General features: G+C 59.4%; 12 protein-coding genes. 3 read left to right on the forward strand and 9 right to left on the reverse strand.

Annotated elements, in window-relative coordinates:
• Window positions 1-89 precede the first annotated feature (89 nt).
• From ACTZWY_RS01460 to coxB, 9 genes are all read right to left on the reverse strand, one after another.
• Window positions 90-674 (reverse strand): GNAT family N-acetyltransferase, encoded by a 585-nt coding sequence (locus ACTZWY_RS01460; protein WP_444788897.1) that lies wholly within the window; start codon window positions 672-674, stop codon window positions 90-92.
• Window positions 674-1,936 (reverse strand): M16 family metallopeptidase, encoded by a 1,263-nt coding sequence (locus tag ACTZWY_RS01465; RefSeq protein WP_444788898.1) that lies wholly within the window; start codon window positions 1,934-1,936, stop codon window positions 674-676. Before ACTZWY_RS01465 ends, ACTZWY_RS01460 begins: the two co-directional genes overlap by 1 nt.
• Window positions 1,933-3,321 carry a threonine synthase gene (gene thrC, locus ACTZWY_RS01470; RefSeq protein ID WP_444788899.1) on the reverse strand — a complete coding sequence of 463 codons (1,389 nt, stop codon included), beginning with the start codon at window positions 3,319-3,321 and terminating at the stop codon, window positions 1,933-1,935. The genes ACTZWY_RS01465 and thrC overlap by 4 nt, the downstream gene beginning before the upstream one ends.
• Window positions 3,318-4,016: an SURF1 family protein gene (locus ACTZWY_RS01475; protein WP_444788900.1), complete on the reverse strand. Its 699-nt coding sequence runs from the start codon at window positions 4,014-4,016 to the stop codon at window positions 3,318-3,320. Before ACTZWY_RS01475 ends, thrC begins: the two co-directional genes overlap by 4 nt.
• A gap of 85 nt (window positions 4,017-4,101) precedes the next feature.
• The gene (locus ACTZWY_RS01480; protein WP_444788901.1) at window positions 4,102-4,908 is read right to left on the reverse strand and encodes a cytochrome c oxidase subunit 3; all 807 of its coding nucleotides are present in this window, start codon (window positions 4,906-4,908) and stop codon (window positions 4,102-4,104) included.
• A 40-nt stretch (window positions 4,909-4,948) separates the two neighbouring features.
• On the reverse strand, window positions 4,949-5,530 hold the full coding sequence (locus tag ACTZWY_RS01485) for a cytochrome c oxidase assembly protein (RefSeq protein WP_444788902.1): 582 nt from the start codon (window positions 5,528-5,530) through the stop codon (window positions 4,949-4,951).
• Window positions 5,527-5,727, reverse strand: a complete 201-nt coding sequence (locus tag ACTZWY_RS01490) for a hypothetical protein (RefSeq protein ID WP_444788903.1) — start codon at window positions 5,725-5,727, stop codon at window positions 5,527-5,529. The genes ACTZWY_RS01485 and ACTZWY_RS01490 overlap by 4 nt, the downstream gene beginning before the upstream one ends.
• Complete coding sequence (gene cyoE / locus ACTZWY_RS01495; protein WP_444788904.1) at window positions 5,727-6,701, reverse strand: heme o synthase; 975 nt, start codon at window positions 6,699-6,701, stop codon at window positions 5,727-5,729. The genes ACTZWY_RS01490 and cyoE overlap by 1 nt, the downstream gene beginning before the upstream one ends.
• A gap of 54 nt (window positions 6,702-6,755) precedes the next feature.
• On the reverse strand, window positions 6,756-7,628 hold the full coding sequence (coxB, locus tag ACTZWY_RS01500; protein ID WP_444788905.1) for a cytochrome c oxidase subunit II: 873 nt from the start codon (window positions 7,626-7,628) through the stop codon (window positions 6,756-6,758).
• A 227-nt stretch (window positions 7,629-7,855) separates the two neighbouring features.
• Between coxB and tldD the strand changes: the two genes are divergently transcribed.
• The 3 genes from tldD (at window position 7,856) to topA (ending at window position 13,450) form a co-directional block, all read left to right on the forward strand.
• Window positions 7,856-9,277 (forward strand): metalloprotease TldD, encoded by a 1,422-nt coding sequence (tldD, locus tag ACTZWY_RS01505; RefSeq protein ID WP_444788906.1) that lies wholly within the window; start codon window positions 7,856-7,858, stop codon window positions 9,275-9,277.
• Between the two features lie 109 nt (window positions 9,278-9,386).
• The gene (dprA, locus tag ACTZWY_RS01510) at window positions 9,387-10,604 is read left to right on the forward strand and encodes a DNA-processing protein DprA (RefSeq protein ID WP_444788907.1); all 1,218 of its coding nucleotides are present in this window, start codon (window positions 9,387-9,389) and stop codon (window positions 10,602-10,604) included.
• Window positions 10,605-10,870: 266 nt separating this feature from the next.
• Window positions 10,871-13,450 (forward strand): type I DNA topoisomerase, encoded by a 2,580-nt coding sequence (gene topA / locus ACTZWY_RS01515; RefSeq protein ID WP_444788908.1) that lies wholly within the window; start codon window positions 10,871-10,873, stop codon window positions 13,448-13,450.
• Window positions 13,451-13,511: the final 61 nt, after the last annotated feature.

Consider the following 13,511-nt stretch of genomic DNA (forward strand, 5'->3'; position numbering starts at 1 on the left):
TGCCGTGCCAACATCGCGGTCACATAAGGCCCGCGCGCGCAGCCCCGGGGGTGGGTGGGTGGGGCGCTGCGGGCGCGGGCCTTTTGGCCCTAACCAACATCCGTGCGCCCGCGCCTGTCATGGCGCAAATTGGCATATAACACATGATTGCGCCATCTGCCGTTGATCTGCAAATAGCTTTGCGCAACCCCTTCATACTTGAACCCCGACCGCTCCAACACCCCGCGGGACGCCGCGTTTTCTGGCAAACAGGCCGCTTCAATCCGCGACAGGTCCATCGCTGTGAACGCGTAATGCACCACAGCGGCAATGCTTTCGCGCATGAAGCCCTGCCGGGCATAGGGCGCCCCCACCCAATAGCCCAGCGTTCCCGCTTGCGCAGGGCCACGCCGGATATTGTCCAGCGTGATGGCCCCCAGAAGGCAGCCATCTTCGCGCCGGAAAATGAACAGCGGCAGTGCTGTATCCAGCTTCTCGCAGCGCGCGGCCCAGCTGACACGGTTGGTAAACGCACGCCGCGTCAGGTGGTCATCCGACCAAGTAGGTTCCCAAGGCGTCAGAAAGCCCGATGACTGCCTGCGCAATTCAGCCCATTGGCGGAAATCAGAATGCTGCGGCAAACGCAATGACAACCTGTCCGTGTCCAGCCGCAGCTTGCCGCGCAGCCCCAACATCAGGCAACCAGCCTCTGGCCAAGCTCTGCCAGTCGCGGCGCGCGTTCTATGGGTCCATACAGGGCCAGCGCCGTGCGGCTGTTTTGCAACAGGTCTTGCGCATGCGCGCGCGTGCCTTGCGCGGTCACTGCATCAATTCGCGCCACGGCTTCCGACAGGTCCGGCACGCGCCCCCAGATGGACAGCAGCTTGGCCAGCCGTTCGGCCCGCGCTGACGGGCTTTCCAACCCCATCAGCAACCCCGCTTTCATCTGTGCGCGCGCACGCGCGACTTCGGCCTCCGACAGATCATCGGCCGCGCGCTTCAATTCATCCATCGTCAGGCCCGCCAGATCAGCAATTTCATCTGCGCCGGTCCCTGCATAGATGGTGATCATCCCAGTGTCGAAATACGCGCCCGATTGTGCGAAAACCGTATAGCACAAACCGCGGTCTTCGCGCAGGCGCTGAAACAACCGCGACGACATGCCGCCGCCCAATGCGCCAGAAAATATTTGCGATGTGTAAAAATCATCGGCCCGGTAACTGGGCGCTTCCAGTGCGAAGGCAAAATGCGCTTGCTCCAGCGCGCGGGTTTCGCGCCGCTCGCCATTATGAAAGCGGGCGGGTTCTGCTGTCTGGAACAGCTTGGCCGCCAGATGCCCGAACAAGGGTTCTGCCAGACGCACCAGCATGTCATGGTCGACGGCCCCCGCTGCCGACAGGATCATCTGCCCCGGCCCGTAATGCGTGCCGACAAACGCGCGCAAATCCTCCTTGGCAAAGCCCGAGACCGCCGCACTCGGGCCAAGAATGGACCGCCCCAGCGCTTGCGATGGATAGGCCGCTTCCTGCAACCAGTCAAAAATCACATCATCGGGCGTGTCCAATGCCTGCCCGATTTCCTGCAGGATAACGCCGCGCTCTACTTCAATCTCGCGCGGTTCAAATGCTGGGTTCAGCACAATATCCGCCAGCACATCCAGCGCCAATGCCACATCGGCGCGCAGCACCCGCGCATAATAGGCCGTCATCTCGCGCGAGGTGTAGGCGTTGATATAGCCCCCCACATCTTCAATCTCTTCGGCAATCTGCAGCGCACTGCGCCGCGCCGTGCCCTTGAAGGCCATATGTTCCAGAAAATGCGCGACACCGTTTTGATGTGCGCCTTCATGGCGCGCGCCCGCTTCTATCCACAGCCCGATCGCTGCGGAGTCCAGCCCGGCCATGGGTTCTGTCACAATGCGGAACCCGTTGGCCAATGTGGTGACCTGAACACTCATGCGCGCAGATTCCCGCGAATATGCGCCTGCAGCTCCGCCAGATCACCGCTTAGCCGCGTTACACGTTCCGGGCGGTCGAACAGGTCAGCCATGCGTTCGGGCAGCGCGGGGCGGGTGCCCATGGCCGCTTCAACCGCATCGGGGAATTTGGCAGGATGCGCAGTTGCCAATGTGACCATGGGTGTTGCGGACATATGCTGTTGCGCCACATGCACACCGACTGCGGAATGCGGGCACAGAATTTCAGCCGTCTGGGCATAAATTTCCGAAATAGTGTGCGATGTCTGCCCTTCCGAGGCGCAGCCGGATGCAAACACTTCGCGCAGGAATTCCAGCGCCCCTTGACTGATATGGAACCCGCCACTGGTTTTCAGTTCATCCATAAGCTGCGCCACCGCCGCCCCGTCGCGCCCATATGCGTCAAACAATGCGCGTTCAAAATTGGAACTGACCTGAATATCCATCGACGGGCTGATGGATGGTTTGACCCCGTCTGTCACATACCCGCCCGACGTGATGGCCCGGTGCAGAATGTCGTTGTGGTTTGTGGCCACGACCAGTTTTTCAATCGGCAGGCCCATTTGCCGCGCGATATAGCCCGCGAACACGTCCCCGAAATTCCCCGTGGGCACCGTGAAGCTTACAGGGCGGTAAGGTGCCCCAAGGCTGACCGCTGCCGAAAAGTAATACACAACCTGCGCCAGAACGCGCGCCCAGTTGATGCTGTTGACGCCCGCAAGTTTCACACTGTCGCGGAACGCAAAATCATTGAACATATCCTTGACCAGCGCCTGACATGTATCAAAATCGCCATCGATTGCCAGTGCATGGACGTTCACTTCTGTGGGCGTGGTCATCTGGCGGCGCTGCACCTCGGACACGCGGCCATGCGGGAACAGGATGAACACATCCACATTGTTCAGCCCCTTGAATGCCTCGATGGCGGCGGACCCGGTGTCGCCCGATGTTGCGCCCACAATGGTAACCCTGTCGCGCGACCGCGCCAGCGCGGCCTGAAACAGCTGGCCAATCAGCTGCATTGCGAAATCCTTGAAGGCCAATGTCGGGCCGTGGAACAGTTCCAGCAGAAAGTGATTTGGCGCAAGCTGCTTCAGCGGCGCGCGCGCCGGATGGCCGAACCCCTGATAGGCCCGCGCAATCAGGCTGCGGAATTCATCATCCGCGAAGGTATCGCCAATAAACGGGCGCATGATGACATAGGCCTGTTCTTCATAACTCAGCCCGGCCAGTGACGCGATTTCCGCCTGCGTCATGGGGGGCACATGATCGGGCAAATACAGGCCCCCGTCACGGGCAAGCCCTGTCAACATCGTTGCTTCGAAATCCAGCGCGGGGGCTGCACCACGGGTTGAAATATATTTCATGTCCGGCCTGATCCTTGATCGCGTTGGCGCGTGATACGCCACAGAAAGAAGACTGTCATCCCCAGCCATGCAATCGCCATCAAAAACCACTGCACGGCATAGCCTAAATGGTTATCGGGCAAGCGCACCTCATAGACTGGGACAGGGGTTGCGGGGGGCATGGGTTCAGATGTGCGGCGCAGGACAACAAGCATTTCCTCAGCATTCAGCAATGCCGCCATCTGGCCCACATCGCGCGCGAAGAACAGGTTTCGTCCTGCGTCATAATCGGGTGTATAGGCATTCGCATCGCGCGGCCAGTGCAGGTTTCCCGCCAACTCCACATCGGCTGATTCGACCACAAGCCCCGGGCGCGCCGCTTCGGGCAGGAACCCACGGTCCACCATGACACGGCGCCCCCTGTCCGTTTCCAGAACCGAGATAAGATGAAAGCCCGGCCCCTGTGCCCGCTGCGCGGCCAGTGCAAAACTGTGGTCCTGCACAAAACGCCCCGACACCTCGACCGGCAGATACCGGTCCTGTTCAGGGTCCGGCGCGTCCGGCAGGGGCACAGGCGGCAGGAAAATCCGCGTTTCCATTTCGGCAATCAAGGCGGCCTTTTCTTCGGCGCGGGATAATTGCCACAGGCCAAGATTCACCAAAATTGCGGTGCCAATCAGCCCGAAAATGGCCGGAATAAGGATCTGCTTCAGCATTATGTTCCATTTCCCATAGGGAAAAGCGCGCGCCTTTCGGCCCGCGCTTTCTGGTTCCGGTGGTTGGCACTGTCAAGTGACGCGCCTATGCGCCCCACACATAGATTGACGCGAACAAGAACAGCCAGACCACATCAACGAAGTGCCAATACCATGCCGCCGCTTCAAAACCGACATGACGTTCTGCCGTAAAGTGCCCGGCGTAGACGCGCATCAGGCAAATCGCCAGAAAGATGGTTCCGACAACAACGTGAAAGCCGTGAAACCCTGTCGCCATGAAGAAGTTTGCACCATAAATATTTCCGGCGAACCCGAATGCCGCATGGGTATATTCATAAGCCTGCAGGAAAGTGAAAATCACGCCCAGACCAACGGCAATCCACAGGCCCATTTTCACATCGTCGCGTTTGCCGCCATGCACAAGGGCATGGTGCGCCCATGTTGCAGCACAGCCCGAAATCAGCAGGATCAGCGTGTTGATCAGCGGCAGGTGCCAAGGGTCGAATGTTTCAATACCTGCGGGCGGCCACGCACCGTCAATGGCGGGGCTAAGCCCTTCGGGGTGCATGGGATACAGCGCATGTTTGAAGAAACTCCAGAACCATGCAGCAAAGAACATCACTTCCGAAATGATGAACAGAATGAACCCGTAGCGCAGCCCGATTACAACAACCGGCGTATGGTCGCCCGAATGGCTTTCGACAACAACGTTCTTCCACCACTCGAACATCACATACAGCACGCCAACAAGGCCGATCAGGAACATCCATGGGCCGTTGTCATGCATCCACATGACTGCGCCAAACAGCATAACGAAGCCGGCAACAGCCCCCGCAAATGGCCAGATGGACGGCGGCAGAACGTGATAGTCGTGGTTTTTTTCATGCGCCATTGCGAAAGTTCCCTCGTATTGCTCGGTCTTATGCGCGAGTTCAGTTTGTCATTGCGGGTTCCGGGGCGACGTAATCCGCCGGAATATCCGTTGCGTGGAAGGTGTAGGACAGCGTTATTGTATGTGTGCCATGCGCATCCCTGTCGTCCAGTATCTCAGGATCGACAAAATATGTGACCGGCATCAGCACTGTTTCGCCCGGTTGCAGAACCTGCAACTCAAAACAAAAGCAGTCAATCTTGGTAAAATAGCGCCCAGCCTCGAAGGGGCTGACGTTGTAGCTGGCGGTTCCCGCAATGGGCGTATCAGTCGGGTTGTGCGCCTCGTAGAAGGCAAGGCCAACTTCACCGATCCGAATTTCGGACACGCGGTCAACAGGTTTGAAACTCCAGGGAAAGTCGCGCGCGACGGACGCATCGAAGCGCACACGCATGGTCTGGTCCAGCACAACCCCGGTTGACGCTGTGGCGGTGTTGGTGGTGCCACCATAGCCGGTTACACGGCAGAACAGGTCATACAGGGGCACCGCCGCCCAGCCCATCGCGCCCATGAACAACACGACACTGACAGTCTGAACTGTGGTTTTCTGTATGCCGGTCAATCGGTTCCAGAATGTAATCATCGTTGCTGATACCTTACATCATCAGGGTCAAGAACGGGCCTGTAGCTATGATCATAGGCTTGCAGGCTTGCGCCGCTTTGCACCTTGGCGATGGTCAGCCCGAACACCAGCGCGATGAATGCGACCAATACCACGGCCAGTCCAATATTGCGACCGGACCGGCGTTTGTGCAATTCGTGTTCGCGCGTAATCGCCATCAGAACAATTCCAATATTTTCAAGGGTGCTGCAAATTCTGCATAGGCGGGCAGATTGGACAGGGCCGCTTCGGCAAGAAACGCCCCGAAATGCAGAAACAAATACGCCAGCGAAAAGCGGAAAACCCGTTTTTCAACGGCGTAACCATCAGCTTCGGCCTGCCCCTCGGTGCGCCGCCAGATGGCCCACGCGCCTTGCAGGAACATGGCATTCAGGACCACCGCAAACGCCAGATACACAGGTCCACCAATGGATGTGAACCCGGCGGCAAGCACGAAGGGGACCAGCGCGACCGTATAGACCAGAATATGCGTTCGCGTGGCCTTGCGCCCGTGGGTGACAGTCAACATTGGCACATTGGCCTTGTGATAGTCACTTTTCATGAACAGCGCCAACGCCCAGAAATGCGGCGGCGTCCACATGAAAATCAGCATGAACATAAGGCAGGCTTCAAGGCTGATGCTGCCAGTCACCGCAACCCAGCCAATCATCGGGGGGAAGGCGCCCGCTGCACCGCCAATAACAATATTCTGTGGCGTGGCGCGTTTCAGCCACATTGTATAGATCACTGCGTAGAAGAAGATGGTAAAGGCCAGCAGCGCCCCCGCCAAGGCGTTGGTTGCCAGCCACAGCATGATGACCGAAATACCCGACAACGCAAGCCCCAGCGCCATAGCTTCGGGGGCTGTAACACGCCCGGCGGGAACAGGCCGTTTTGCTGTGCGCTTCATTACGGCGTCAATATCAGCGTCCCACCACATGTTCAGCGCGCCAGATGCCCCACCGCCCAGCGCGATGAAGATGATGGCCGCCAACGCCTCGATCGGGTGCAAGCCGCCGGGTGCGACAATCAGACCGACCAGCGCGGTAAACACCACCAACGACATGACACGCGGTTTCAACAGGGCAATATAATCGCCAAACCCTGCCTCCTTGTCGTCACTGTAGCTGATATCGGCGCGGATATCGGTCATTTGCTTCACCTGCTCGGGCGTGGCTGTCCGGCAACACTGCCGGACCTTGCTGACTTAGTTCGAAGAGGCAACCTGAACCGGCTGTTCCACCTGCGGGGCATCTGCAAACTGCGCACCCTGACGTTCCAGCCAAGCCAGATATTCTTCTTCGCTGACGACTTTTACGGTGATTGGCATATATGCATGCGAAATCCCGCACAGTTCGGAACACTGGCCGAAATAAATGCCCTCTTCCTCGGCATTGAACCACAGTTCCGCCAAACGACCGGGAACGCCGTCTTGCTTCACGCCGAATGCAGGAATTGTCCATGAATGGATCACATCAGCTGCAGTCACCTGCAACACAATGTTTTTGTTGACTGGCACCACCATGGCCGTGTCGGTGGCCAGCAGATACAGATCATCGGTATAGCCGTAATCTTCCAGTTCATCCCGCTCTAGCATGAACTGCGAAAATTCTACGCCATGGTCCACATATTCATAGCCCCAATACCATTGAAAACCCGTCACCTTGATGGTCACATCTGCCTCGGGCATGATTTGCTGATGGCGCAGCGCGGGGAAGGTAAACAGCGCGATGAACAGCAAAATCAGCGCGGGAACAACAGTCCACGCAATCTCGATCGGGGTGTTGTGCGTAAACCGTGCGGGTTCGGGGTTGGCCCGGCGGTTGTGAAACACGATCACCCAAATCAGCAATGCCGTTACAAAAATGGTGATCGGAACAATGATCCACAGCAGCATATCGTCCAGAAACCGCACTTCACGCGCCAATGCGGTGAACGGGGTCTGCAGCCCCGTGGCGTCCGGCACGGGCGCGCCCAGAACCGGCAATTGCGGTAACAAGTCGTCAGCTACGGCTTTTGTTGCAGCAGCAACCGACACGAACGCTGCGGTCATTGGCGTTATGACATTGAAAAGGCGCATATTTCTGTTCCCGTTCTTCTACGCGGCGATTCTGCCGCTTGCCGTGGCACACGCGCAATTCCTGCATGCCATGGAATCCCGTTGAGGTTTGTCTTTGTAAAATCATATTCCTGAACATAGAACAAGCAAAACGATGCGACAGAATGTCGTTTTTGATCCAGATCAACGACACCATATCAGGCTGTAGCGCAGTGCGGCATCCCCCTGACCCGGAAGGCTAAATATACATGAGTGATACAGATTTTCGCCCCTTCGACACCATGCTTGACGAAGCGCAGGCCCTGCGGGTGCTACAAGATGCCACAGCCGGTGCCGATGATGGCGAGTTGTTTTTGGAACGGCGTATATCGGAATCAATTGTGCTGGATGACCAGCGCATCAAGGCGGCCAGCTATAATGCCGCCGAAGGGTTCGGCCTGCGCGCCGTGCAAGGCGAGGTGACGGGCTACGCCCATTCCACCCATATGACGATGGACGCCCTGCGCCGCGCGGCCCAGACCACGCGCCTGGCGGTCGGCCATGGTGGCGGGGTTCTGGCAGATGCGCCCAGCCCTACAAACCAGCGCCTGTATACGGACGAAGACCCGATCGCGGGTGCAACTTTCGCCATCAAGCTGGACCTGCTGCGCGAGATTGACGACTTTCTGCGCGCACTTGACGCGCGGGTTGTTCAGGTGTCGGTGTCCATGGCCGCATCCTTGCAACAGGTGGAAATCCTGCGCCCCGAAGGACTGCGCCTGCGCGACACCCGCCCCATGAGCAGGCTGAACATATCGGTCATCGTGGAACAGGACGGGCGGCGGGAATCAGGCAGTGCAGGTGGCGGCGGCCGCGCAGGGCTGGACGGCGTGATGGCGCGTGATGTCTGGCAATCCATGGCACGCGAAGCACTGCGCATTGCGGTTGTGAACCTGCGCGCGGAACCCGCCCCCGCGGGCATTATGGATGTGGTGCTTGGCCCCGGCTGGCCGGGTATTTTGCTGCATGAAGCCATCGGCCACGGGCTGGAGGGGGATTTCAACCGCAAGGGCAGTTCCGCCTTCGCGGGCCTGATGGGCCAGCAGATCGCCGCCAAGGGGGTGACTGTGCTGGATGATGGCACCCTGCCTGACCGGCGCGGGTCCATCACCATAGATGACGAAGGCACGCCCGGTGCGCGCAATGTCCTGATAGAGGACGGCGTGCTGGTGGGCTATATGCAGGACCGCCAGAATGCGCGCCTGATGGGCGTGGCCCAAACAGGCAACGGGCGGCGCGAATCCTATGCTCATGCGCCCATGCCGCGTATGACCAACACTTACATGCAAGGCGGCAATGCCACACCCGCCGAAATTCTGGCCGACCTGAAGGATGGAATTTACGCCGTAGGCTTTGGCGGCGGGCAGGTGGACATAACAAACGGCAAGTTCGTGTTTTCCTGCACAGAAGCGTATCGAGTAAAGGATGGCAAGGTCGGCGCCCCTGTCACTGGGGCCACCCTGATCGGGGACGGGGCAACTGCGCTGACAAAAATACGCGCCATCGGCAATGATATGGCGCTTGATCCCGGCATGGGCACCTGCGGCAAGGCCGGGCAGTGGGTGCCTGTTGGTGTGGGCCAGCCGACACTTATGATTGGCGGCCTGACAGTCGGCGGCAGCGCAGGGTAAAACGGAAAACCTAAAAAAACCGAAAAAAGATGTCGAAGGGGTGCGAATCTTTACAGTCTTTTAACTATCACAGTGCAGATTAAGGCAAGAATGAGGCGAGGTTGACCGGATGGCGAAAGATTTGTTTTCTTCTCACCCACCCTTCACCCCACCCACGAAGGAAGAAGACAGGCTGTCCTGGCTTCGCCTCATTCGATCTTCCCGTGTGGGGCCATCCACGTTTTTCCGCCTTTTGTCGGAATACGGCACCGCAGAAGCGGCGCTGGACGCCCTGCCAAAAATTGCGCAGGCTGCCGGGGTTGAGACCTACACCCCGTTCCCTGCAGACAAGGCGCGGGCTGAAATCGACCTTGCGCGCGCCAAAGGCGCGCGCATGCTTTGCTTTGGCACCGACGCGTATCCCGCGACGCTGGCCAGCATCAACACCCCCCCACCTGTGCTGTGGTGCATGGGAAAACGCGCGCCCATTCTGCGCCCCATGGTCGCCATTGTCGGCGCGCGCAATGCGTCCAGTCTGGGCACGCGCATGGCCCGCACCCTGGCCGAAGGGCTGGGGCATGAAGGATATACCATCGTATCGGGCCTGGCGCGCGGGGTGGATGCCGCCGCCCACCATGCCAGCCTGAAAACCGGCACAATTGCCGTGATGGGCGGCGGGGTCGATGTGATCTACCCGACCGAAAACACTGTGCTTGCCGCGGCAATTGCCGATCAGGGCCTGCGCCTGTCCGAAGCGCCCATGGGCCTTTATCCGCAAGCGCGAAATTTCCCACCGCGAAATCGCATCATTTCCGGTCTGGCGCTGGCTGTGGTGGTGGTGGAAGCCGCGGAAAAATCCGGCACGCTGATCACGGCGCGCGACGCGCTGGACCAGGGACGCGAAATCATGGCCGTGCCGGGCCATCCCGTGGACGGGCGCGCAGGCGGCTGCAACGGGCTGATCCGCGACGGCGCCACACTTGTGCGCCATGTGGATGATATTCTTGAAGTATTGCAACGCTTGCAGGATCATCCACCCGAACCCGCCATGCCCAATGCGGCCCAAACGCGCGGGGTGCAAACGGACCAAAGCGCACGCCACGAAAGCCGGCCTGCTGGCAACGCCGCCGCGCACATGTCCCCCCCCCGTGAAACAGGCAATGTCCCGGCGCTGGATGCCCGCATCCTAGCGCTTCTGGGCCCCACCCCCACAGCCGAAGACCAGCTTATCCGCGATTTGCAAATGTCAGCATCGCAAATCTCGCCGGTGTTGGTGACATTGGAACTGCAAGGCGCGGTGCAACGCCACCCTGGCGGATTGGTCAGCAGACCACAGGCACGGCATTAGAATGTGCAGTGTTCGCCGGCAGTCAGGCGATCCTAGCTAATCCTTTTGGACCGCATGTTTTCTTGTGCAGCGCCAGTTCCCGCTTTTACGCGGCACGGCCCCGCAGCAAGCACACGCGCAAGCAGTATTTGCAGCGCGGCATACCCGACGCAGTTTAGCGCAAACTTCTGCACCCTATGACCGCTGCATTGACATTCCTGCCCCTGCCCTCACATTAAGGCCAACCCGCGCAACCCCGCCCGGACAAGGATAAACCGAGGAATTTTATGGCAGTCGTCGTCGTCGAATCGCCCGCCAAGGCCAAGACAATCAACAAATATCTGGGGCCGGGCTACACGGTTCTTGCGTCTTTCGGCCATGTCCGCGACCTGCCCCCAAAGGATGGGTCCGTCGACCCCGAACATGATTTTGAGATGAAATGGGAGGTCGCCAGCGATTCCCGCAAGCATGTAAAGGCCATCGCCGACGCGCTGAAAATCGACAATGAGCTGATCCTTGCAACCGACCCCGACCGCGAGGGCGAGGCAATCAGCTGGCACCTGACCGAAGCGCTGGAAAAATCCCGCGCCATCAAGAAAACCACGCCCGTCAAGCGCGTGGTGTTCAACGCCATCACCAAAGCCGCCGTGACCGAGGCCATGAAAAACCCGCGCGAAGTGGACATGCCACTGGTGCGCGCCTATCTGGCGCGGCGCGCGCTGGATTATCTGGTGGGGTTCAACCTGTCGCCTGTGCTGTGGCGCAAACTGCCGGGCGCGAAATCGGCGGGGCGGGTGCAATCGGTTTGCCTGCGCCTGATTGTCGAGCGCGAGATGGAGATCGAGGCCTTTCGCGCGCAGGAATACTGGTCGGTCACCGCAGGTCTGACCACACCGCGCGGCGTGGACTTCAGCGCCAAACTGGTCAGTTTCGCAGGCAAGAAGCTGGACAAGTTCGATCTGGCCACATCGGAAGCCGCCGAACTTGCGGTGCAGGCCGTCCAGTCGCGCGATCTGACCGTCACATCGGTTGAGGCAAAGCCCGCAAGCCGCAACCCGTCGGCCCCTTTCATGACATCGACCTTGCAGCAAGAAGCCAGCCGCAAATTTGGCATGGGCGCAAAACACTGCATGTCCACCGCCCAGCGCCTGTATGAAGCGGGCCACATCACCTATATGCGGACCGATGGCATTGACATGGCCCCCGAGGCCGTGATGGCCACGCGCGATGTCATCAAGGACCGCTACGGCGCGGAGTATGTGCCCAAATCGCCCCGCATGTATAAAAACAAGGCCAAGAACGCACAGGAAGCGCATGAATGTATCCGCCCCACGGAAATGGCCACCAGCCCCGACCGGCTGAAGATCACTGACAACGACCAGCGCAAACTGTATGACCTGATCTGGAAACGGACCATTGCCTGCCAGATGGAAGCCGCGCGTCTGGAACGCACCACAGTTGATATTGGCAGCCGCGACGCGCAAGTGGGCCTGCGCGCCACGGGCCAGGTTGTGCTGTTTGACGGTTTCCTGAAGGTCTATGAGGAAGGGCGCGATGATGTTGTCGATGATGACGACAAGCGCCTGCCGCAAATGGCCCAGGGCGATGCGCTGGCCAAGCGGTCCGTCACGCCCGAGCAGCATTTCACCCAGCCCCCACCCCGCTATACCGAGGCCACGCTGGTCAAGCGCATGGAAGAACTGGGCATCGGTCGCCCGTCCACCTATGCCAGCATTGTCACCACAATTCAGGATCGCGGCTATGTCCTGAAGGACAAAAACCGCCTGATTGCGCAGGACAAGGGGCGCTTGGTCACCATCTTCCTTGTCAATTATTTCAAGCGTTATCTGGAATATGATTTCACCGCCGCACTGGAAGAACAGCTTGACGATGTGTCGGCAGGTGAACGCGATTACAAGGAAGTGCTGGAACGGTTCTGGCGCGATTTTTCCGCCGCTATCGCGGAAACATCGGACCTGCGCATAACGGAAGTTCTTGAAAAAATTGACGAGGTTTTGGCCCCGCACCTATATCCGCCGCGCGAGGATGGCAGTGACCCGCGGTCTTGTCCCAAATGCGGGGCTGGCCGGTTGAACCTGAAAACGGCACGTTCCGGCGGGGCCTTCATCGGGTGCAACAACTACCCCGAATGCCGCTACACCCGCCCCCTTGCAGGCGAGGATGGCGGCAATGCCGAACTGGCGGGTGATGGCAAGCTGCTGGGCCATGATGCTGGCGACCCCATTTCGCTGCGCACGGGACGTTTCGGCCCCTATGTGCAGCGCGGCGAAGCCACCACCGAAGACCCCAAGCCGCCGCGCGCATCGCTGCCCAAAGGCTGGGAGGTGGACAGTATCGATCTGGACCGCGCGCTGATGCTGTTGTCGCTGCCGCGCCCTGTCGGCCCCCACCCCGAAGATGGCGAATTGATCGAGGCCGGGATCGGGCGCTATGGTCCGTTTGTCAAACATGGCAAGAAATATGCCAACCTGCCAGATGTGGACGAAGTGTTCATCATTGGCATGAACCGCGCAGTCGAGGTGCTGGCCGCCAAGCAGACACGCGGGCGCACTGCGGCAGAACCCCTGAAAACACTGGGCATGCACCCTGATGGCGGGGAACTGGCCGTGATGAAAGGGCGCTATGGCCCCTATGTCAAATGGGAAAAGGTCAATGCGACATTGCCCAAGGATATGGAACCGGACACAATAACGCTGGATCAGGCGGTCGAACTGGTCAACGCGAAGGCCGCGACCAAACCCAAGGCGAAGAAAGCGGCAGCAACCAAAAAACCCGCAGCCAAAAAGCCTGCCGCCAAAAAATCCAGCCCGAAGGCGAAAGCCGCAAAATCAGGCAGCACAGAATGAATGCGCAGCGCATGCCAACTGCACCAAAGGTTGACTTCACACCAAGGCCGCGCCATCAGTT

It is taken from the genome of Roseinatronobacter sp. NSM, from assembly GCF_052379845.1.
In the GTDB taxonomy this organism is placed as follows: Bacteria; Pseudomonadota; Alphaproteobacteria; order Rhodobacterales; family Rhodobacteraceae; genus Roseinatronobacter.

What these genes read in the sequence shown, in the direction of transcription:
- ACTZWY_RS01460 (WP_444788897.1), bottom strand. Translation starts at nt 674, where the DNA reads ATGTTGGGGCTGCGCGGCAAGCTGCGGCTGGACACGGACAGGTTGTCA.
- ACTZWY_RS01465 (WP_444788898.1), bottom strand. Translation starts at nt 1,936, where the DNA reads ATGAGTGTTCAGGTCACCACATTGGCCAACGGGTTCCGCATTGTGACA.
- thrC (WP_444788899.1), bottom strand. Translation starts at nt 3,321, where the DNA reads ATGAAATATATTTCAACCCGTGGTGCAGCCCCCGCGCTGGATTTCGAA.
- ACTZWY_RS01475 (WP_444788900.1), bottom strand. Translation starts at nt 4,016, where the DNA reads ATGCTGAAGCAGATCCTTATTCCGGCCATTTTCGGGCTGATTGGCACC.
- ACTZWY_RS01480 (WP_444788901.1), bottom strand. Translation starts at nt 4,908, where the DNA reads ATGGCGCATGAAAAAAACCACGACTATCACGTTCTGCCGCCGTCCATC.
- ACTZWY_RS01485 (WP_444788902.1), bottom strand. Translation starts at nt 5,530, where the DNA reads ATGATTACATTCTGGAACCGATTGACCGGCATACAGAAAACCACAGTT.
- ACTZWY_RS01490 (WP_444788903.1), bottom strand. Translation starts at nt 5,727, where the DNA reads ATGGCGATTACGCGCGAACACGAATTGCACAAACGCCGGTCCGGTCGC.
- cyoE (WP_444788904.1), bottom strand. Translation starts at nt 6,701, where the DNA reads ATGACCGATATCCGCGCCGATATCAGCTACAGTGACGACAAGGAGGCA.
- coxB (WP_444788905.1), bottom strand. Translation starts at nt 7,628, where the DNA reads ATGCGCCTTTTCAATGTCATAACGCCAATGACCGCAGCGTTCGTGTCG.
- tldD (WP_444788906.1), top strand. Translation starts at nt 7,856, where the DNA reads ATGAGTGATACAGATTTTCGCCCCTTCGACACCATGCTTGACGAAGCG.
- dprA (WP_444788907.1), top strand. Translation starts at nt 9,387, where the DNA reads ATGGCGAAAGATTTGTTTTCTTCTCACCCACCCTTCACCCCACCCACG.
- topA (WP_444788908.1), top strand. Translation starts at nt 10,871, where the DNA reads ATGGCAGTCGTCGTCGTCGAATCGCCCGCCAAGGCCAAGACAATCAAC.